Source organism: Bacillus sp. CGMCC 1.16541 (assembly GCF_003184905.1).
Classification (GTDB): Bacteria; Bacillota; Bacilli; order Bacillales; family Bacillaceae_H; genus Priestia.
The window spans coordinates 115,251-136,269 of the sequence record NZ_QFRU01000009.1 but is presented as its reverse complement, the minus strand read 5'-3'; the positions used below and the strand labels follow the sequence as shown (position 1 = coordinate 136,269).

General features: G+C 38.0%; 16 protein-coding genes and 1 pseudogene. 1 reads left to right on the top strand and 16 read right to left on the bottom strand.

The features are described 5' to 3' along the window. Positions 1-128: 128 nt before the first annotated feature. From DIS06_RS11150 to DIS06_RS11095, 13 genes and pseudogenes are all read right to left on the bottom strand, one after another. The gene (locus tag DIS06_RS11150) at positions 129-1,538 is read right to left on the bottom strand and encodes a cobyrinic acid a,c-diamide synthase CobB (RefSeq protein WP_110113347.1); all 1,410 of its coding nucleotides are present in this window, start codon (positions 1,536-1,538) and stop codon (positions 129-131) included. Between the two features lie 164 nt (positions 1,539-1,702). Then, positions 1,703-3,577 (bottom strand): molecular chaperone HtpG, encoded by a 1,875-nt coding sequence (htpG, locus tag DIS06_RS11145; protein ID WP_110113346.1) that lies wholly within the window; start codon positions 3,575-3,577, stop codon positions 1,703-1,705. A gap of 164 nt (positions 3,578-3,741) precedes the next feature. After that, positions 3,742-4,719 (bottom strand): quinone oxidoreductase family protein, encoded by a 978-nt coding sequence (locus DIS06_RS11140; RefSeq protein ID WP_110113345.1) that lies wholly within the window; start codon positions 4,717-4,719, stop codon positions 3,742-3,744. A gap of 13 nt (positions 4,720-4,732) precedes the next feature. Further along, positions 4,733-4,888, bottom strand: a complete 156-nt coding sequence (locus DIS06_RS20155) for an enoyl-CoA hydratase-related protein (RefSeq protein WP_162595958.1) — start codon at positions 4,886-4,888, stop codon at positions 4,733-4,735. Between the two features lie 79 nt (positions 4,889-4,967). Beyond that, positions 4,968-6,746, bottom strand: a complete 1,779-nt coding sequence (locus DIS06_RS11135; protein ID WP_110113344.1) for an acyl-CoA dehydrogenase family protein — start codon at positions 6,744-6,746, stop codon at positions 4,968-4,970. 26 nt (positions 6,747-6,772) lie between these two features. Next, a complete protein-coding gene (locus DIS06_RS11130; protein WP_110113343.1) occupies positions 6,773-7,516 on the bottom strand; it encodes a 2-phosphosulfolactate phosphatase in 744 nt (247 codons plus the stop codon). A gap of 24 nt (positions 7,517-7,540) precedes the next feature. Then, a complete protein-coding gene (locus tag DIS06_RS11125) occupies positions 7,541-8,605 on the bottom strand; it encodes a phosphotransferase family protein (RefSeq protein ID WP_110113342.1) in 1,065 nt (354 codons plus the stop codon). Between the two features lie 344 nt (positions 8,606-8,949). After that, a pseudogene (locus tag DIS06_RS11120) lies at positions 8,950-9,826 on the bottom strand (3-hydroxyacyl-CoA dehydrogenase family protein). An 84-nt stretch (positions 9,827-9,910) separates the two neighbouring features. After that, positions 9,911-10,477, bottom strand: coding sequence for a TetR/AcrR family transcriptional regulator (locus DIS06_RS11115; protein ID WP_110113341.1), 567 nt, complete (start codon positions 10,475-10,477; stop codon positions 9,911-9,913). Between the two features lie 274 nt (positions 10,478-10,751). Next, a complete protein-coding gene (locus DIS06_RS11110; protein ID WP_110113340.1) occupies positions 10,752-11,525 on the bottom strand; it encodes an SDR family oxidoreductase in 774 nt (257 codons plus the stop codon). 18 nt (positions 11,526-11,543) lie between these two features. Further along, positions 11,544-12,773, bottom strand: coding sequence for an acyl-CoA dehydrogenase (locus tag DIS06_RS11105; RefSeq protein WP_110113339.1), 1,230 nt, complete (start codon positions 12,771-12,773; stop codon positions 11,544-11,546). 326 nt (positions 12,774-13,099) lie between these two features. Next, the gene (locus DIS06_RS11100; protein ID WP_110113338.1) at positions 13,100-14,221 is read right to left on the bottom strand and encodes an NAD(P)/FAD-dependent oxidoreductase; all 1,122 of its coding nucleotides are present in this window, start codon (positions 14,219-14,221) and stop codon (positions 13,100-13,102) included. 174 nt (positions 14,222-14,395) lie between these two features. After that, positions 14,396-15,631, bottom strand: coding sequence for a C40 family peptidase (locus DIS06_RS11095; RefSeq protein WP_110113337.1), 1,236 nt, complete (start codon positions 15,629-15,631; stop codon positions 14,396-14,398). Positions 15,632-15,916: 285 nt separating this feature from the next. Here DIS06_RS11095 and DIS06_RS11090 point away from each other — a divergent pair, with 285 nt between their 5' ends. Then, a complete protein-coding gene (locus tag DIS06_RS11090) occupies positions 15,917-16,252 on the top strand; it encodes a hypothetical protein (protein WP_204166787.1) in 336 nt (111 codons plus the stop codon). 46 nt (positions 16,253-16,298) lie between these two features. Here the strand turns inward: DIS06_RS11090 and DIS06_RS11085 are convergent, their stop codons facing one another. The 3 genes from DIS06_RS11085 to DIS06_RS11075 form a co-directional block, all read right to left on the bottom strand. After that, positions 16,299-16,565 carry a DUF1292 domain-containing protein gene (locus DIS06_RS11085; RefSeq protein ID WP_110113336.1) on the bottom strand — a complete coding sequence of 89 codons (267 nt, stop codon included), beginning with the start codon at positions 16,563-16,565 and terminating at the stop codon, positions 16,299-16,301. Positions 16,566-16,697: 132 nt separating this feature from the next. Further along, the gene (locus tag DIS06_RS11080) at positions 16,698-17,663 is read right to left on the bottom strand and encodes an MBL fold metallo-hydrolase (protein ID WP_110113335.1); all 966 of its coding nucleotides are present in this window, start codon (positions 17,661-17,663) and stop codon (positions 16,698-16,700) included. Positions 17,664-17,807: 144 nt separating this feature from the next. Further along, entirely contained in the window at positions 17,808-21,011 is a 3,204-nt protein-coding gene (locus tag DIS06_RS11075; RefSeq protein WP_110113334.1) for a DEAD/DEAH box helicase, read from the bottom strand. Positions 21,012-21,019 lie beyond the last annotated feature (8 nt).

Here is a 21,019-nt window from a genome sequence, read left to right as displayed (position 1 = left end):
CATGTTTTTCAATATATTGACCAAAAGGTTTCAGTGAAAAAGAGCATCCTTCATCATTAGGATACTCTTTTTTATTGCTTGATTTTCTAATTAATAGGAGAAATTTAATGCTAATGCCTCAAAATGTTTTAGGGCAACACACTTCTTTTTGCTGCGCCAGACACTCGGTTGTCCTTTATTTTCTTACAATGAGTAATCCAATTTTCCACCAATTGAGGATTCGAAGCGAAATGAAAATGAGTATATCCCGCTACAATGTTTTTCTTTAAATACCCTTCTGTCGTTTTTCCGCGCATTCCTTTCGTCTCATACGCATAATCAAAATCACCATCTGAGTGAAAAGTGGAGTAATGAAACTCATGTCCTCTTGCTTGTTCATATTTGCCAATCAAGAAGTTCTCCTCTCGCCCACTAATTTCTCGATAACCTAATGCCGCTAGTTTAGGTTGCATGCTTACATGACCAGAAATAATTCCTACCATGGAATAACGTTGATTATCTGTTGTTTGAATCCACTCAGTTAGATACATAAATCCTCCACATTCAGCTAGCGTAGGGACTCCTCGTTCGATGGCTTGTTTAATGGAAGTTTTCGCTACATCGTTTTGTGATAGCGCATGCGCAAACTCTTCAGGAAATCCACCACCAAGATAGAGTCCATCTACATCGAGTGGTAACGGTTCATTTGCAAGTGGTGAAAAATAAACAATTTCTGCACCGTAAGATTGTAAGATTTCAAGATTTTCAGGGTAGTAAAAGTTAAAAGCTGCATCTTTTGCGACTGCTAGTTTAATTGTTGGTTCCCTTTTTTTGTTGAACAGAGCGAGCGCGTCAATTCTATTAAGTGAAGGAGAAGTTGATAATTCAAGCAATTGATCCATGTCAATTGTTTCAAGGACAAGGTCTCCCAATTTATCAAAGAATGAATCAAGTTCACCTCGTTCAATTGATGGGATAAGCCCAAGGTGCCTTTCTGGTATTTCAACCTCAAGCTCTCGCTTCAAATAACCAATGACAGGAATGTGACACTCTTGCTCGATGGCGGTTTTGACAAGATTAAAGTGTCCCTCGCTTCCTACTTTATTGGCTATGACACCAACAATATTTGGCTTCTCATCCAATAGTTGAAACCCTTTGACAATAGCAGCCGCACTTCTCGCCACACTCTCACAATTGACGACTAATAAAACAGGGCTTTTTGTAATGATACTAATGTCGGCTGTGCTACCTTCGTTTGTTTTTGGGTCTTTTCCGTCAAAAAAACCCATTACCCCTTCAATGATCGAAATGTCTGCTCCTTTGCTTCCGTGTGCTAAAATATCAATAACAGTATCTTCTGATAACATCCAACTGTCTAAATTCCTAGAAGGACGTTTTGTAACGGCAGTATGATATGTAGGGTCGATATAATCTGGACCACACTTGAACCCTTGAACAGTTAAGCCTTTTTTCATCAATGCAGACATTAATCCAATTGTTAGTGTCGTTTTGCCAACACCACTTCCAGTACCCCCAATAACAAGTCTTCTATCAGTCATCTAATACAGTCTCCTCTCCAAAAAGGGAGAAAAAGCAAAAAGCCTTTTCCTTTCTCTCCCTCAAAGTTAGTTCGCCCTAAGATAAAAAATACCTCTCTTTAAGTAGCAAATTTTAAAATCTGTCTACTTAAAGAGAGGTATATCATTGTCTACTATCGACTACATCAAACCATGACTTTGCACATGTCATTAGTAAATGCGACTGGATCTTCAAGTGGAAGTCCTTCAATAAGAAGAGCTTGGTTATATAATAGGTTTGTATAGAGATCAACCTTTTCCTTGTCGTTCTCAAATGCGTGTGTAAGTGCTTTAAAGATGTCATGATTTGGATTGATTTCTAACACTTTATCCGCTTTAATGTTTTGATTATCTGGCATAGCACTTAGGATTTTTTCCATTTCAATTGTTACTTCCCCTTCTGTTGATAAGCAGACAGGGTGTGTTTTCAAACGCTTTGATTCTTTGACCTTTTTTACTTTACCGGCTAACTTTTCTTGCATATATTCGAAAAGTTCTTTATGCTCAGTCGTTGTATCACCTGTATCCTTGGTAGAATCATCAAGATTTAAGTCACCGCTTGAAACAGATTTAAATTCTTTTCCTTCGTAGTTCATCAACATTTTAATCGCAAACTCATCAATTTCGTCGACAAAGTATAAGATTTCATAACCTTTATCTTGTACAAGTTCAGTTTGTGGCATGTTTGCGATACGATCGTATGAATCACCTGACGCATAATAGATGTGAGTTTGATCTTCAGGCATTCTTGACACATATTCTGCTAGTGTGACAAGTTTCTTTTCTTTTGATGAATAAAACATTAGTAAGTCTTGTAAATCTTCTTTATTCGCGCCAAAGTCGCTATACACACCGTATTTTAGCTGTTTACCAAATGATTCAAAGAAAGTTTCATATTTCTCTCGCTCATTTTTTAACATCGTTTTCAATTGACTTTTAATCTTATTTTTAATGTTTTTGGCGATAAATTTTAACTGACGGTCTTGTTGTAAAATTTCTCGAGAGATATTTAGTGATAAATCCTCTGAATCGACCAATCCTTTTACAAACCCAAAGTAATCAGGAAGTAAATCACCGCATTTGTTCATAATTAGCACACCATTAGAATAAAGTTCTAAGCCTTTTTCGTATTCCTTTGTGTAATAATCGAACGGTGTTTTTTCTGGAATAAACAAGATAGATTGATAACGAATTGTACCATCTACACTAATGTGAATGTGTTTAAGTGGCTGATCGAATCCGTAATGTTTTTCGTGATAAAATGCTTCATAATCTGCATCAGTTAGTTCGCTTTTGTTTTTGCGCCAAATCGGAACCATACTATTGATGACTTGTTCTTCTTGAATTTGTTCAAATTCAGACTCGCTTCCTTCTTTTAGACGACTTGTTGTGACGTCCATCTTAATAGGATAACGAATAAAGTCAGAGTACTTTTTCACAATAGAACGAAGGCGGTGCTCATCAAGGTATTCATCATAGGTTTCTTCTTCTGTATTCTCTTTAATTGTTAAAAGGACTTCGGTTCCAACACTTTCTTTCTCTGCTTCTTCAATTGTGTATCCATCCGCTCCTGTTGACTCCCATTTATATGCCACGTCACTACCAAAAGGCTTTGTGATAACCGTTACTTTATCAGCTACCATAAAAGAAGAGTAAAAGCCAACTCCGAACTGCCCAATAATATCGTGTCCATCTTTTAATTCATTTTCTGTTTTGAATGCAAGAGATCCGCTTTTTGCAATGGTTCCAAGATTGTTTTCAAGTTCCTCTTTTGTCATGCCAATACCTGTATCTAAAATAGCTAATGTTCTTGTTTCTTTGTTTGCTGTAATTTTGATAAAGTATTGACTTTGATCGAATTGAAGTGAATCATCTGTTAAAGCTTTATAGTAAAGCTTATCAATCGCGTCACTTGAATTGGAAATGAGCTCTCGGAGAAAAATCTCTTTTTGAGAGTAAATAGAATGAATCATCATGTCTAGTAATCGCTTCGATTCGGCTTTAAATGGTTGTTTTGTCATTAAAACTTCCCCTTTCACTTCGTTGTGTGTATGTATTTAGCACTTGATAAAGAAGAGTGCTAATCATCTATTTAATTATCATATTTCTCTGTTTTTTGTCAATAAGTGCATAAAAAATCCTCTTATAAGACGAGTGAATAAGAGGATTTTATGGATTATCAATTTCATTTAGGAGTGAGTACGAGTTTTCCTTTCGTTTGACGACTTTGCATCAGTTCGTGCACGTGAGCTGCTTCTTCCATCGCAAATACTTCGCCAATGGTTAGTTTTAAGCGACCGTCTGATACATACGTAAATAGCTCTTGCAAACTAGGTTGAAGCAATTCGCGCTTTCTCATGATTTGTGGAAGGAAAAAGCCAATCACCGACTGATTTCTAGCCATTAATGAAGAAGGGTAAAAACGACTTTGTTCACCGCTTGCCACACCGTAGATTACAAGGCGTCCGAATGTTGCTAAGCATTTCAATGTTTTATAAAAAACATCTCCTCCCGCCATTTCAAGGGCTACGTCTACTCCTTTACCGCCAGTTGCTTGTAATACATTGTTTTCCCAACCATCTTTCGTATAGTTAACGACAATGTCTGCGCCCATTTCACGAGCGAGAGTTAGCTTTTCTTCTGTGCTGGCTGTTGCGATGACTGTTCCTGCCCCGAAAATTTTAGCTAGCTGAACAGCGATGGTTCCTACTCCACCAGCAGCAGCGTGTACAAGAACGGTTTCCCCTTTTTCTAGTCGTCCCATCGTTTTTAACACATGATACGCACTTAATCCTTGAAGTGGGAGCGCAACTGCAAGCTCGTAACTTAATGCATCTGGAAGCGGAATCACTCCTCGTGCATCAGCAAGCGCAAATTCTGCGTAACCTCCAGACTCTATTAACGTCACGACTCTATCTCCTACTTGAAGATTCGTCACGTTGTCTCCTACTTCCACGACAACTCCTGCGATTTCTGCACCTGGAATAAACGGCAGTGGTGTTTTCACTACGTACTGCCCTTCACGGCGCGCAGTGTCAGCGTAGTTAACACCAACTGCATGAACTTCAATGAGTACGTCATAGCCACTTGGTGTTGGTCGGTTCAATTCGACAACCTTTAATACTTCTGGACCACCGTATTGTGTAAGTTGGATTGCTTTCATTTTTATTTCCCCCTTATTTTCCTTGAAAAATTGGTTTACGTTTTTCTTTTAATGCGTCTGTTAGCCCTAAAATCATCTCAGCGCTAAAAGCATTCAGGCTATCTGGTCGATTTAACGTAATCACCATCACAGACTGATAATAATCAATAAGTAAATGTTGTTCGCTCATACCAATCTCTCCCTTTTTATTGGTTTATACTAGTAGCCATCCGCCGTCGACTAGAACATCTGACCCTGTCATTTCCTCCTTAGCTACAAGAATATTGCTGTACACGATATTGTGAATCAGCGATACGTCGATTTCGTTCAATCGTGTGACCGAAAGAAGAGTAACGGCTACACGATTGAATGAATAGGCCGACTATTTGCTGTTGCTTTTTTCCCTCAGTTAATTCTGTTACAAGCTGACGACTAATTCGCTCGACTTCCCATAGTTGTTCTTCTACATACGTATGTGTTAAGTCCATTTTTAAAGAAGAAGCTACTTCTCCATGTTGTAGAATCGATTTGTATGTACGATACACGACAGATTCTACAGAGAATAAAGCGATTGCAAGATCAGCTAACTTCATCAATGTTTCTTGTTCGTTAACGAGATTACTTCCAAACGATTCATATGCAATACCCGTACATAGTAGGAAGACGTTACGGATTAAATCAACACTTTCCAATTCTTTTGCCCATTCGTCTACACGATAGGAAGAAGGCTGTTGTAGTTGTAATAGCGCTTCTTGTACTTTTGTTTCAAGCTCAATTTCTCCTTTAACCACTTTCCGGAATAAGTGCGTTGGAATCAAAAGGCGATTAATTTCATTCGTTCCTTCAAAAATCCGATTAATGCGAGAATCTCGGTACATTTGTTCAATGCCGTATTCTTTAATAAATCCAGCTCCACCGTGAAGTTGTAGCGACTCATCTGCTACATAATCCAGTGTTTCTGAGCCGAACACCTTACAGATGGCACATTCTGTTGCATATTCACTCATTCGCTTACCGATCAATTTGAAATCTGTGGATTCATATAGGTCACCAATTGATTCCTCTAATAGTTGAGCGGTGCGGTATTGGACAGATTCTGCTGCATAAATGCGAGCGGCCATTTTGGCTACTTTTTCTTTTGAAGCCGGAAATTGCCCGATTGCGCGACCGAATTGTTTTCTTTCTTCTACAAATTGCATAGTCTTTTTCAATCCGTGTTTTGATGCCCCCATGCATGCAGATCCTAAGTTAAAGCGACCAAGGTTTAAGACATTTAAAGCGATAATATGCCCTTTTCCTACTTCTCCTAATACGTTGTCAACAGGCACTTCGCAATCTTCAAAGATAACGGTTCTAGTTGAAGAACCTTTAATGCCCATTTTGTCTTCTTCAGGACCTAAAAATAGACCTTTAAAGTTTTTTTCCACAATGAAAGCGGTAAAATGTTGTCCATCTACTTTTGCATATACAATGAATGTTTGAGAAAAGACAGCATTCGTAATATATAACTTTGAGCCATTTAATAAATAATGAGTTCCTTGTTTATTTAAGCGAGCGGTTGTTTGAGCTGCTAGCGCATCAGATCCAGCGTTAGGTTCTGTTAAACAATAAGCTCCAATGTACTCGCCAGCGGCCATTTTCGGTAAATATTTTGCTTTTTGTTCAGGTGTTCCAAAATACGTAATCGGGAGCGTGGCAATACATGTATGATTAGAATGTGCCACACCATACCCACTAGACGGTCCGACCATTTCACCCACGATACTTTTACTGACTTTGTCTAAACCAAGACCACCGTATTGTTCAGGGATACTGTGTGCTAGTAACCCTAAATCTCCTGCTTTTTTTAGTAACGAGGTGACGAGTTTAAAATCTTGTTGCTCAATTTGATCTTTGTAAGGAACAACTTCTTTTTCAATAAACTGCTTTGCTGTTGCGCCAATCATACGATGTTCATCTGTGAACTCTTCAGGAGTAAAAATGTCGTGTAATTCTGTTTTTGAGAATAAAAAATGTGCTCCTTTGTATCGTTTGTTAGTTTGCTTCATTCAAGCTAGCTCCTTTCAGCCTTGTATTAACGTTGAATTGAATAATCTAAAATCACCTTTTCTCCTTGAAGAATAGGAACAACATTCAACGTGCCTTTCTTCGCTGCAAACACCAATTCTTCTAATGCATCATATCGCTTTAAAAGTCGACCTACACGTGAAGCGGATAATACATCATAAGCTTTCGAGCAACCTTTATAAAAAGTCAATGCCGCAGTTGCTGCGTCAGTTAATTCATAGGAGGATGGATTGTCTTTTAGTAGGTAATGAATAAGGTCTCCTGCTCCATATAAGTCTTCTAAACTTATTTCTCCTGAGTTACCAGCACAAATGATTACAATTGTATCAGCATCTTCATTTTGTTTCACGGCAGTAGCCACATAAGGATTGTTTAAAAGAGATGAGGCGTATACTTTTTTCGCTTGAGATGCTCTTTTCAATGCAACTGTTCCGTTGGTTGTCGATAAAATAAGTGCTTTATCTTTTATGAATGAACGAATGATTAAAGGACTAGGATAGACAAATCCTTCAATAGGCTTTGCATGCTCTTCTCCTGCAAGAACGTAGCGTCCACCCTCGTATTCTTGACATTTTCGCTCTGCTTCTAAACAATCCATGACAGGAACCACTTCCGTGGCTCCGTCATGAAGAGCAGACGCAATGGTTGTTGTAGCAAGTAATACATCAAGTACGACTGCGATTTTGTAGCCTTGCGCTAGTTTGTCAGAAGATATATCTTCTTTTCTTAGTAGTACATGTATTTTGGTCATTTCGTCACCTTGTCATCTCGTTAATTATAAGACTTCCTTTGACATGATCTGTGTACCATGAACAATTAATGTGTTCACAAAATGATTAAATCTAGAGAAGCGCTTGTCGTTCGTTTGCCCTTTTTGGTAACGGTAATAAATTTGCTGACAAATAACAGCTAATTTAAAATAGGCAAAGGTTAAATAAAAGTCCATGTTGGTAACGTCTCTGCCACTCTTTTTACTGTACATTTCAATGAATTGACTTCTTGTGAAAAATCCTTCTGTCACCGTAACAGGTGGTTTACCAAGCCCCGATTTTAGTAAATCTGGATCATCAGCTTGCGTCCAGTAGCTCATCGCAACACCTAGATCTGCTAGGGGATCACCAACTGTCGTCATTTCCCAATCAAACAAACCAACCATTGATTGTAAGTCTGGGCTAAACATCGCATTGTTTAATTTATAATCATAATGAATGATGGTCGGTTCTTGAGTCACTGGTATGTTTTCTGTTAACCACTTCATCACACGATCCGCTTCTTTTATATCATCCGTTTTAGCACGTTCGTATCTTGAAATCCAGCCATGTACTTGACGCTCCAAAAATCCTTGTGGCTTGCTGATATCCTTTAGTTTTGTATCATGATAATTAATGTTGTGTAGCTTTACGAGTTGCTCAACCATTGTTTCTGAAAGTTGCTGACAAAGCTCGTTTGTGATGATTGTATTGGGTGGGAATGAAGTATCTAGAACGACGCCGTGCTTTCTTTCCATTAGAAAAAATGGACTCCTAACAACTGATTCATCTTTTGAAAACAAAATCGGTTTTGGTGCTGGTGAAAAAAGAGGATGAATTGCTGAAATAATTTCGTATTCTCGCTCCATATCATGAGCCTTTGGAGCAAGCGGACCGAGGGGAGGACGGCGTAACACTGCTTCCCATTCCCCTGCTTTCAATTGATAAGTTAAATTAGAGTGCCCTGCTGAAAATTGCGATACTTCAAGTGGTGCAGATGGAATATCAAGGTGTTCATTTAAAAACGTTTGAAGCTTTTGTGTATCAAGCTCTTCACCTTGTCGTACGGAGATTGTATCGTTTGCCTTCACGTTGGTTCTCCTCCTTTTTTAAAAAGTAATTTTCACGTGCATATAAGATGTTCATGTAGGTGTTGACGAAGATCATTTAGTAAGATAGGCTTTCTTGTTTGTTGAAATCAAAATAGACAATCACAACTTTTCCTTTGGCAATGACTTGCTTTGTTTGCGAACAGGATATATCCGTGTGTTAGTTGAAAGCTTTTGTTTCCGATTTTAGATACAGAAGTTGTAATCGTTAATAGTTAATTAAAGTAACCTTGACTCATAAAGTCGCAAGCGGTTGAAGCTAAATGGAGGATGATTGATTGTCACAACTGCAAGTTTTTCATGGATATCAATTTGTAAGAATTGCTTCATTTACTTTTCACTCCTTCTTTTTGATAGCTGTACCATCCTTGACCTTAAATGTCCTTCTTCCACTTTTTCCACGATGCACGCAAATGGTTTATCTGATGAATCTCCCGTTTCGTTATAACGTTGTTGCATGACATAATAACCGACATCAATACCAGACAAATCCATTAATTCAAATGGTCCGATTGGATGGTTTAGTGCTTTTCTGCAAATGATGTCGATATCTTTAAAATCAGCGATTCCTTGTTCGTAAAGTGAAACTGCTTCTTTTTGTAAAGCTCCTAATATACGATTTGCGATAAAACCAGAGATTTCTTTTTTCAGTAACACAGCAGTGCGATTGATTTGCTTACAAATGTCCATTGTGACTTGAGCGGTTTCTTCAGAAGTGTGTTCACTCATAACCACTTCTACACAGTCCATCACAAGTGGAGGGAAGAAGAAGTGCATATTTACGACTTTTTCAGCACGGTTTGTCACATCAGCAATTAAACTATTAACAATGGTTGAACTATTAGTAGCTAAAATAGTATGGGAAGGGGCAAAATGATCAACCTGTTTGAAAACCTCTTGCTTCACATCTAATCGTTCCACAACTGCTTCAATAATAAAATCAGCGTTTGTCGATGCTTTTTCAAGGCTAGTCGTAAACGATAATCGTTGAAAAGCGGCTTCTTTTTGATCTTCTGATAATTTTCCTTTTTGAACCCATTTTTCCATAATTGCTTGTAAACTTTGTTCAGCTTTGAGAAGAGCTTTTTCCTCTAAGTCTTGAATCGTTGTATCGAATCCTCCTAATGCACAAAGCATTCCAATTTGATGTCCCATTTGTCCTGCTCCAATAACGGTTATTTGCTTTATATCTTCACTCTTCACTTCTTTTTCCTCCTTTAAATGTTTAATACTAACCAGTTAGTATGCTTTAGAAAGGGAGTGCTATAGTAGCAATCTCCCTTCTTCCTATTGCTGTTCGATTCCGTTTAATAAGATATCGAGAAACATTGTAGATACTTCATGATCAGAAATTGTTCCTTTTGGATTGAACCATTGATAACTCCAATTCGCCATCCCTAAAATGCCAAATGTGACAATACTCGGATTTAAATCTGAACGAAACTCCCCGCTTTCCATTCCTTGTTTCACAATCTCTTCAATGTTAAAACGAAAAAGATCTCGCTTTTCCATAATCTGATTCAGTCGTTCTTCACTTAAGTTTTTCATCTCTCGAAAAAATACTTTGGCACTTGAACCGTCTGTTTGAATGTGACGAATAAGCATATAGACGATTTCAAATAGTTTATCTTTACAGCTTTTTGTCTCATTTAATAGGATGTCGTCTTGTTGCTTTAACATTTCATCAATGTAACGAAGATGAATGTTCATCAGCAATTCTTCTTTGCTAGAAAAATAGTAATAAAAGGTTCCCTTTGTTACGCCAAGCGCATCAACAATGTCTTGAATAGATGTCTCACTAAACCCTTTTCGTTCAAATAACTCAATGCTTTTCTCTGTTAGTTTGTTTTTCACGTTTATACCCCACCATCATGTCAAAAATATCGTTGAAAATTATACCATATTCTCTTCTTCTCTTTTTATTAATTGTGAATAGAAGTTAGACATTTTACACTTGATGTTCTTTATCTCTTAATACTCTTCGTGAAATTTTACCAACACTTGTTTTCGGAAGTTAATTTCCTTTGAGATGATCGGAGGATAATGTTCCAACCATGTTTTCTTTTTACTCATTTTCATCCCTCCGTGTATCAGTTAAATGAGAGTATGCCTTGATGAGTGTTCGGTATTACATTGTGTGAACGCCACCGTCTACAACTAGTACATCACCCGTTACATAATTTGATGCATTGGAAGCTAAAAATAGAGCGGCTCCTTTTAAGTCATCATCATTTCCAAATCGTTGAAGCGGTGTACGGTGTAGGATGGAATCTTTGCCATGTTCGATGATTCCTTTTGACATTTTTGTTGGGAAAAAACCAGGTGCAAGGGCGTTTACGTTAATGTTGTACTGCCCCCATTTAGCAGCTAAATCTTTTGTAAACGTAATAACGGCTCCTTTACTCGTATTGTAGCCGATTGTATCCATAAATCTTGGATCTGTTCCACCTAATCCAGCGACAGATGCAATGTTAATAATTTTGCCTCCTTGCTGTTCAATCATGACTTTCCCAACTTCTTGACTCATTAAAAATGTTCCTGTTACATTTACATCGATTACTTTTTGCCATGCTTCTAAAGGCATGTCTGTAACAGGGGCTCCCCATGTTGCGCCACTATTGTTAACTAAAATATCGATTGTTCCAAATGTCTTTTTTGTTTCTTTTACTACGTAACGAACATCCTCGGTATTTGCAACGTCACATTTTAACGCTAACGTCTGAACGCCTAATTTCTCAAGTTCGGTTGCTACTTCCTGACAAGCTTCTACTTTTCGCGAACAAAGGACAACATTTGCCCCTGCTTCTGCAAATCCTTGCGCAATTTGAGCACCTAAACCTCGGCCACCACCCGTAACAATGGCGGTTTTGCCTGTTAAATCAAACAATTGTAATACATTCATCTACAATCCCTCACTTTCTTAATGTAATGAGTAAAGGCTATCTTTTTGCTTTTGAAGTTCTAGTTTGGCAAGTTGGGCACGGTGTACTTCATCCGGTCCATCAGCAATGCGTAATGTTCGTGCATTTGCCCATTGCGCAGCAAGTGGAAAATCATCTGAAACACCGGCTCCGCCAAATGCTTGAATCGCTCGATCTAGTACGCGTAACGCCATAGAAGGAGCCACCACTTTAATCATCGCAATCTCTGCTTTCGCTTGTTTGTTACCGACCGTATCCATCATATAAGCCGCTTTTAACGTTAATAGTCTCGCTTGTTCAATCTCAATACGTGAATCAGCAATCCATTCTTTAATGACACCTTGATTAGAGAGTGATTTACCGAAAGTTTCACGATTTTGAACACGCTTACATAATTCTTCAAGTGCACGCTCTGCAGCTCCGATTAATCGCATACAATGGTGGATACGCCCTGGACCTAACCGACCTTGTGCAATGGCAAATCCTTTTCCATCTCCCCATATGATATTTTCAGCAGGAACACGAACGTTTTCAAAGGTCATTTCTGCATGTCCGTGTGGAGCATGGTCGTAGCCAAACACAGGCAGCATTCGTTCTACTTTCACCCCTGGTGTATCAAAAGGAACTAAAATCATGGATTGTTGTTCATAACGATCTGCGTGTTTATCCGTCTTTCCCATTAAAATAGAAATTTTACATCGTGGATCACCTGCACCTGACGACCACCACTTTCGCCCATTAATGACGTATTCGTTTCCATCTTTTCGAATATCAGTTTCAATATTGGTCGCATCTGCTGAAGCAACATGTGGCTCTGTCATTGAAAAGCAAGAGCGAATGTCTCCATTTAATAAAGGAAAAAGCCATTGTTCTTTTTGCTCTTCTGTACCATAACGCACTAACACTTCCATGTTTCCTGTATCAGGTGCATTGCAGTTAAACACTTCTGGAGCAATAAGAGAGCGTCCCATAATTTCGCAAAGCGGTGCATATTCAATGTTTGTTAGCCCTGCTCCGTATTCGCTGTCAGGTAAGAATAAATTCCATAGTCCTTGCGCTTTAGCTTTTTGCTTTAGCTCTTCCATAATAGGAGGAACGTCACTCCACCTACTTTTTTGTTCATTCAATTGTTGTTCGTAACGTTTTTCATTTGGATAAATGTGTTCTTCCATGAACCGATGTAGTTTTTGCTGAAGTTCTTTTACTTTCGGTGAGTAAGAAAAATCCATATGTATCAGTCCTTTCATCATTTACACCAAACTAACTGACCGGTTGGTATGTTGGTTAATTATTAGTATACAACTTCTACCAAATTATTCAACTATTATTCTGAAAATTTAATAAATGATACTTTAGAAAGTGATTGACAGCCATCTTCGAGTTACGATCAATCACTTAGGTGAACCTTTGTCAGTAAGTTCAAAAAGTATAGGTAGCTATTCGAGGAATAACCACCAGTTTCGGAAGTGGTGTGTCATCGGCAGTACAGCATTCATTAAACAAAACAACGCCCAAATCAGTAAAACTGAGAGCTGATTTGGGCGTCATTAAAGATTTAGTTTTGTTTAATGGCTTGATTCACATCGTAAGGGCTAAGGTCGAGCTCTGTTTGTTGGTTTAGAATAAGTCTTGCCATTTCAGCTCCTAAGAACGGGCCGCTAGTTAAACCTGATGCGCCTAATCCATTGGCGACAAAGAGGTTAGAGACAGTGGCTACTTGACCAATAACTGGTAAGAAACCAGGTGTAAATGGACGAAAGCCTACTCGTGTCTCCACTAAGGTTGCCTCTGTTAACCCAGGTGCAACCTCAAGTGCTTTTCCTAGAATTTCATTTACGCCTCCTGCTGTTACGCGCTCATCAAATCCAGCTTCATCTTCGTGAGTCGCTCCTACTACAATTCGTCCCTCTCCGAATGATAGAAGATATTGATTATTAGGCGGCATCACTACTGGCCAGTCATCTGTCTGTTCATCGGCTAATTCTAAATGAACAATTTGTGCTTTTTGTGGTGTCACAGAGAAAGTAATGCCTAGTGGTTCTAGCAATTGTTTTGACCAAGCACCTCCTGTTACAACTACATAATCAGCATTGAATACTTGTTGCCCCATGCGAACACCAATTACTACATCTTCTTTACAGATAAGTTTAGCATCTCCTTGTAAAATTTTCGCACCGTGCTTTTTAGCTCCACTTATAAGCGCTTGACGAAGCGCTCTTCCATTTACTCGAGCGCCTCCGCTTACATATACAGAACGATACTCATGAGAAAGCGGAGGAAAGAGTTGGTTTGTTTCTGATGCTGAGAGTATAGTAATCTCCCCAATCTCTGGAGCATCTTCCCGTCTTTTTCGGGCGCGCTCTGCCATCTTTTCTAATTTCTCTATATCCGTATGTAAACAAAGAGTCCCTACGCGTTTATAGCCTGTATCATGTTCACCATCTTCCTCTAGTTGTTCAATTAATGAAGGGTAATAACGCGCTCCATTTTTTACAAGCTGATACCAAGCTTGATTACGACGTTGTGACAACCAAGGACAGACAATGCCTGCTGCAGCATCAGTTGCTTGTCCTTTATCAAATCGATCGATTACTGTAACCTGAACGCCGGATTTGGCTAGGTGATAAGCAGTCGATGCACCTAAAATACCTCCTCCGATAACAATACACGTTTTCATCTTAAACACCTTTTTTCTTGTAATATCATGCAAATTGCCTCATTTTATTTCGCATACGTCAGTATAGCACTCAACATACACAATGACAATTATGAAAAAAGCTATGTTAAAGAGAGGAGAAAAACAATTCTCTTTCAACATAGCTTGTAAGTATCAGACTAGCTTGTCCATTTCTTAAATTCTCTTAACACGACCATTAAACTTTTTCTTGTAATATCCCTTTGTCATATCGGCAATCGCGACACCTGTTGAACTTTGTGAACCAATAAACTTTCCGTTTCCTACGTAAATACCTACATGCCCGTCTTTCTTATAGGTGTCAAAAAACACAAGGTCACCTGGCTTCATGTCACTAACAGAAACGCTTGTCCCAACATGTTTTAATGTTTCCGTACTAACAGATGAAAGTGGTCCTAGCTTAATCCCAACTTGTGAATACGCCCAGTGAACAAACGCGGAGCAGTCAAATAACCCATTTGCAATGTCATACGAGTTACGCCCTCCACCGAATACATATGCGGAGTTTCCAATCCACCTGTTTCCAACTGTGACAACATCACTAGCATCGCCGTTATACGTCAAAGGAATATCTTGAACATCCTTTACCACTTGATGCTTTATTTCTTTTTCTTTCTCAATTCGTTTTAACTCTTCTTTGATTTCTCCGTCAATAGCTGCTGCTCTTTCTGCCAATGCTGTTTCTTTTTCTTTTAATGTCAGTTGTACATTTACTTTCTCTGTTTCTGCGACTGTTAATTGAGACATCATCTCGTCTTTTTGTAATTTTTGATCCATTAATTGAGCCATCATTTCATCCAGCTCAATTTTTATATGTTGCATTTCTTCGAGTTTCTTCTCTACTTTTACTTGTTTACTCTGTAACTGTTGTTGATTGACTTGTGTTTGTTGAATTAGCTGTTTATCTGCGTCTGCAATTGCAGTCACTGCAAATGCTCGTTCAATAAAATTGCTAAAGCTTGAAGAGCCTAATAATACATCAATGTATGCAACATTCCCTCCATTTTCATGAAGAGATTTGACACGCTCATTTAAAAGTTCATGACGTGCCTCGATTTTGCCTTGTAACATTGTAATTTCTTGTTGTAGTAATTCAATTTCAGTTGATAATTGTTGAATGTGCTTTTCTGTTTCTTGTATTTGAGCTTGATTCGCTTCCATCGCTAATTCGAGGCGTTTCATTTGTTGAATCATCGTTGATTGCTCTTGTTGAAGGCGCAGAATCTCCTGTTCGGCAAGATCAATATTCGTTTTGGTTTCCGTGAGTTGTTGCTGAACTTCTTCTTTTTTACGATTCATATTTGAAAGCGATTCTGCAGATCCAGCAGAATGGCTGACTAGACTTCCTAATCCTAATAAAAAAGTCGTGGTTATGATAATTTTCTTTTTCATTTCTGAAATCCTCCAACACTATTTCTATCTTTTAATCTAGAAAAAATGATTCAATTCTTGATTATAATAGGAAAATAGATGCAATAATAACAATATAAAACATTATACCATTATCTTTCTTAGAAGATAGCGAGAATTTTATTACATTTTTATGTCATTGGTCCTATTTCGAATCGTTAAAGTGAAAATAGCCATGTTTTAATAAAAGTCAGGGAAAATGCCCACGACGTTTTAGACGAATGCGCATATACTTTCATAGAACTCTATTAAAGGGAGGAACAAGGAATGAATCAGAATGTACTTTTTGAACAATATGGAGTAGAACAGGATGAGCGTATTTTTGGTCGACCATTTGGCGGATTTGGAGGGTTTGGATTTGGTCGACCATTTGGCGGATTTGGAGGGTTTGGATTTGGTCGACCATTTGGGTTTGGCAGACCATTTGGATTTGGTCGTCCGTTTGGCTATGGATTCGGTCGTCCATTCTTTGGAGGTCCATTTCTTGGCGGATTAGGAGTTGGATTACTAACAGGAGCATTATTAAGACCACCGTATTATGGATATGGATATGGTTACCCTTATTATGGATACGGATATGGCTATCCAGGCTACTACTATTAAAACTAAGAAATAAAAAAGGTTAGCCTAGGCTAACCTCTACATACCATTATTCTTCATCTAAAATGTGGTCAAAAGCAGCAGATACTTTCTCAAATTCTTCATCGCTTTCAACAGCAGTTAATTCACCGTCTGAATCAACCTTTAAAAAGAAAATGTCAATGTCATCTTCTGTTTCGATTAACAATTCTTCAGAGAAAGCCACCGCTACATAGTCTGTACCTTCGATTGTTAATACACCAAGTACTTCGACATCATGCTCTTGTTCGTTTTCATCTTCAATTGTAAAAATTTCGCCTACTTCAATCTTTTCCATTTGGAAGTCTCCTCTCGTAGCTCAAGTTATCCTCATAAGCTTGTCTACTCGTTATCTTCCCTACTATAACCAAAATCATACTCGAAAAGCAAATGATTCTAACTCAAGTGAATGTTTATTTGCTGCAAAAGGTTATACAGTTACTTGTCTTTTTGCTAAATAATCAACTAGCCCCATCGCACAAACAGAAAGATCTAACTCGATAATTTCTCGTACATCCGAGGACAGTTCAATGTGTTTGTCTGTAAGATATGAATGCACTTGGTTGAATAATTCGGTCGAAAGCATGGCTGCTTGCTGTTCAAATGACAGGTCGCTATTTGAATAAACAACTTGCTCTGCCGTTTGAATAAAGATTGGAAGCCAGTTTCTAAGCTGTTTAAAAACAAGATGAGGATTTTCAGATTTGCCGTAATGACCAAAATAAATACGTTCAATCTTTAGTTGCTCCATAAGAGCGGCTGACGTTAGCATGGCTTTAGGGTTAAATTGATTAGGTGACGTAGATGGTAAGTAAAATTCTAGTCCTTGAGAACGTAGTTGTGGATAATAGACACCGATTGTATCACCTGTAAAGATTCCACTACTTGTTGAATCATAAATGGACAAATGGTGATTAGCATGCCCTGGTGTATGAAGGAATTGTAACGCTCGATTTTCCCCGATTTGAATTGTTTGCTCATTTTCTACCGCGATTAACCGATCTTCAGGAATCGGTACAATTGGATCAAATAGCTCATCAAATTGCGCTCCATATACTGCTCGAGCACCTTGAATAAGACGTGAAGGATCCGATAAATGCCGCTTTCCTTTAGGATGAACGATAACATTAGCATTTGGACAATGTTTTAAGAGAAGTCCCGCGCCACCCGCATGGTCTAAATGAATATGAGTCACAATGATGTTTTTCACTTCGGATGGATGAATGTTTAACGCTTCTAATCCTTTTAGTAAGTAAGGAATAGACGGACTTGCGCTCGTTTCTACGATAGTTAGATCATCTTCGTGAATAATATAGGCACCTGTTCGTTGCTCCTTACTCAAATCCAATATATCAATTAGTGAAATGCCGTAACCTAAATCCTGTAGGTTTGTCATATAATCCCCCTTTTCAATTGGCTTACTGATTATATTGTAACGCTTTCATTTTTACAAATCTATCCTTTTTTATGGAGGGCTACTAACTAAACCGTTTATAACCAAAACGCCCCTTACCTAGTTTGGGGGCAAGGAGCGTTGATATTACACGTTTAATAAATATTTAATGTCTTGTTCAGAAAGACTTGTTAGCATAGTTTCGCCTGGTTGGATGACTTGTTCAATCAATTCTTTTTTCTTTTGCTGAAGCTCATAAATACGTTCTTCAATCGTTCCTTGAGCAATTAATTTAATAACTTGAACGACATTTTTTTGTCCCATTCGATGAGCTCTGCCAGCGGCTTGCTCTTCTATGGCTGGATTCCACCATAAATCATACAAGATTACAGTATCAGCACCCGTTAAGTTTAATCCCGTTCCACCTGCTTTTAAAGAAATCAGGAAAATATCGTGTTCGCCTTCGTTAAAACGATTAGCCATTTCGACACGTTGTTGAGAAGGTGTTTGCCCATCTAAATAAAAGAACGATAATCCTTTTTGAGTAAGGTGATTACGTATAATATGAAGCATACTTGTAAATTGGGAAAAAATTAATAGACGTTTTCCATTCGCAACCGCATTTTCTGTAATATCCATTAGTTGCTCTAACTTACTGGATTCACCTTCATATCCTTCAACAAAAAGCGATGGATGACAACAAATTTGGCGAAGTCTTGTAAGTCCCGCTAAAATCTTCATCCGATTTCGATTAAAGTCTCCTGAAACGAGAGAAGTTTTTACTTTTTCTAAATAGGCGACATAAAGCTCTTTTTGCGTTTTCGTTAACTCCGATAAATGATTTGTTTCAATTTTATCAGGTAATTCTTTTAATACTTCTTTTTTGACGCGACGTAAAATAAATGGCTTCACCATACGGCTTATCTGTTCATTCGAATAGCCTTTAAATGCTTTTTGATGAGGAAGCAATCCAGGTAGAACCGTTTGAAAAATGGCCCATAGTTCATCAAGAGAGTTTTCAATCGGTGTACCACTTAACGCAAATGTTTTTTCAGACTGAATAAGACGAACGGCTTCTGATGTTTTTGTCGCATGATTTTTAATCATTTGCGCTTCATCTAAAATCATACTGTGAAACGTTAAAGATTGGTACAGATCAATATCTTGTCTTAACGTTGGATAAGAGGTAATGAGCACATCAGGTAGAGGTTGGCTTGTTAGCAGTTCTTCTCGCTCTTTCGGAGTCCCGACGACAAGTTGAACACGCAGCTCTGGTGCAAATCGCTCTAATTCGCTTTTCCAATTATACAAAAGTGATGCAGGTGACACGACTAGAAAAGGCTGATTAGGGGCATGTTCCTTTTTCTCTGATAAAATATAGGCAATGCTTTGAAGCGTTTTTCCAAGCCCCATATCATCTGCTAATATACCACCTAACGAGTAATGAGACAGTCCTTTAAACCATTGAAAACCTGTTTGTTGATAATCACGTAAGGAAGCTTGTAACGTACTTGGTAAATCAAAATCCAGTTCCTCAGGATGTTTTAAATGTTGAAGAAGTTGCTTAAACGCCTTACTCACTTTTGTTTTGCGCCCCATGATTTCTTCAATTTGTGCGCCTCGATAAAGCGGTACTTGCATTGAATTATTCATCAAATCAGCTGGACTTACATGTAATTCTGATAGAAGCTTTTGAATATTTCGAAACTCTTCCCCTTCAAGCGAAACGAATGCACCATTCGATAAGCGATGATAGTGTTTCTTTTCCACAACAGACTGTAGAATATTGTGAATGTTTTCTTGATCAATATCATGTAAATCAAAACTAATGTCTAACAATCGACCGTTTGATTGAACATCAATTGATGTAATAGGAGTCGATTGTTGATCTAAATCATACATTTGCACAGAATCAGTGATGTACACGTCTGCAAGTTGTTGCAACTTCGGCACAATATGAAAAAGAAACTCATAAATCGACTCTTCATTTTCTTCAACGTACAGTTGATTTTGCCGAATTTTAATAGGAGCACTTTCAATCAGTGACATGACTTCTTGTTCTTTCTCAGTATCACGAATAAGAATCTTTTCATACTTTTCATCGTTTGTCGTTCCAAATGGATGGATGATAATATCATCATAGTGATATTCTAATCTCGCCAATAATTGTCCATATTCGTCATCTACAAATAACTTCACCTTAAGTGGAGGTTGCATCATTTGGTTAGAAACCTCTTCTGAAAGGGTTACTTTTCCAACTTTTTTTAATCCAGGTAACACATGCGATAAAAACCCACTCATCTGTTCTTCTGAAATAGGAAGAACATGAGCAATCGGTGCACTTTTACGTAATCCTTCTAACAGTAGCTTTTGTTCGTTTGATAACTCATAAAAGACTCCTTTGTAAAAAAGTAACCCGTAGCGATCAAAGAATGAAACATCATGTAACTCGCTGAGATTTAGTTCAAATTCGCTTCCAGCGCTTTTATCAAATCGAAACGAAAAAGGTAACTCACCTTGCGAAAAATGGATACGTTCGTATTCTTCCCCTTCATCGCTAAACGTAAATAGTCGCTCGTTTGCTTTAAGGAGCAATGTTTTTGTGATCACCGATGGAATCATCAACTCTCGTTCATTTACTTTGACATCATTCCAACTATTTAATGAACTAGTTCGGTAAAAGCTCTCTGTTTTCACTAATTCTTGTAGCATATCAATGACTTCTTGATCTTCCTTAACAAAATAATGCTCCGCAGGATCATATGTGAATTTCTTCGTAAATTCATGCGGGTGTTTGTCTCGTACTTTGCGTAAAAATTCTTTCATATTTTTTACAACATACGTACGCTCTGCGCCAACTTTGATTTCCATCACAAGAAAATTCCCATGTGAACGCATGAATGAAGATGAATACGACTTGCAAATGAATTCTACCTTTAAGGGTGTTTTATCGTGAGTATGTCGAGCTTCGATTATGTTTTGTTGATAGCCTGTAAACAAGTTTATAAAATGAGTAACGGCTTGTGTTTTACTTTCATTCTTATATGTAGAGGTTGAATGATTCATTGTTTCACGGTCGTAAATTTCTAACAAAGCTGCTACTTCGTGTTTGCATTCTCGAAACTGCTCAAATGCAAGACACGTGCACTCTGACACAAATGAATCACCTTCTAATTCAATCGATACTTCATATGGTTCACTACCTAAAACGGTAGCAAACCACGTATGATGCTTAAAATCATATTCAATATCTCTCACTCGTCCTCGCCGATAATAAACAAACCCTCGCTCATAAGCAATGGGTGAAAAGTAGTTTTTGATTTCATCTTTCGTTTTGAACAAATGACGCATTGTTTCAC

Excerpts from the sequence above, each read along its gene's own strand:
- DIS06_RS11075 (WP_110113334.1), bottom strand. The coding sequence starts at position 21,011 with ATGCGTCATTTGTTCAAAACGAAAGATGAAATCAAAAACTACTTTTCA.
- DIS06_RS11110 (WP_110113340.1), bottom strand. The coding sequence starts at position 11,525 with ATGAATGTATTACAATTGTTTGATTTAACAGGCAAAACCGCCATTGTT.
- DIS06_RS11140 (WP_110113345.1), bottom strand. The coding sequence starts at position 4,719 with ATGAAAGCAATCCAACTTACACAATACGGTGGTCCAGAAGTATTAAAG.
- DIS06_RS11080 (WP_110113335.1), bottom strand. The coding sequence starts at position 17,663 with ATGACAAACCTACAGGATTTAGGTTACGGCATTTCACTAATTGATATA.
- DIS06_RS11100 (WP_110113338.1), bottom strand. The coding sequence starts at position 14,221 with ATGAAAACGTGTATTGTTATCGGAGGAGGTATTTTAGGTGCATCGACT.
- DIS06_RS11085 (WP_110113336.1), bottom strand. The coding sequence starts at position 16,565 with ATGGAAAAGATTGAAGTAGGCGAAATTTTTACAATTGAAGATGAAAAC.
- DIS06_RS11095 (WP_110113337.1), bottom strand. The coding sequence starts at position 15,631 with ATGAAAAAGAAAATTATCATAACCACGACTTTTTTATTAGGATTAGGA.
- DIS06_RS11150 (WP_110113347.1), bottom strand. The coding sequence starts at position 1,538 with ATGACTGATAGAAGACTTGTTATTGGGGGTACTGGAAGTGGTGTTGGC.
- DIS06_RS11090 (WP_204166787.1), top strand. The coding sequence starts at position 15,917 with ATGAATCAGAATGTACTTTTTGAACAATATGGAGTAGAACAGGATGAG.
- DIS06_RS11130 (WP_110113343.1), bottom strand. The coding sequence starts at position 7,516 with ATGACCAAAATACATGTACTACTAAGAAAAGAAGATATATCTTCTGAC.
- htpG (WP_110113346.1), bottom strand. The coding sequence starts at position 3,577 with ATGACAAAACAACCATTTAAAGCCGAATCGAAGCGATTACTAGACATG.
- DIS06_RS11105 (WP_110113339.1), bottom strand. The coding sequence starts at position 12,773 with ATGGATTTTTCTTACTCACCGAAAGTAAAAGAACTTCAGCAAAAACTA.
- DIS06_RS11135 (WP_110113344.1), bottom strand. The coding sequence starts at position 6,746 with ATGAAGCAAACTAACAAACGATACAAAGGAGCACATTTTTTATTCTCA.
- DIS06_RS20155 (WP_162595958.1), bottom strand. The coding sequence starts at position 4,888 with ATGAGCGAACAACATTTACTTATTGATTATTATCAGTCTGTGATGGTG.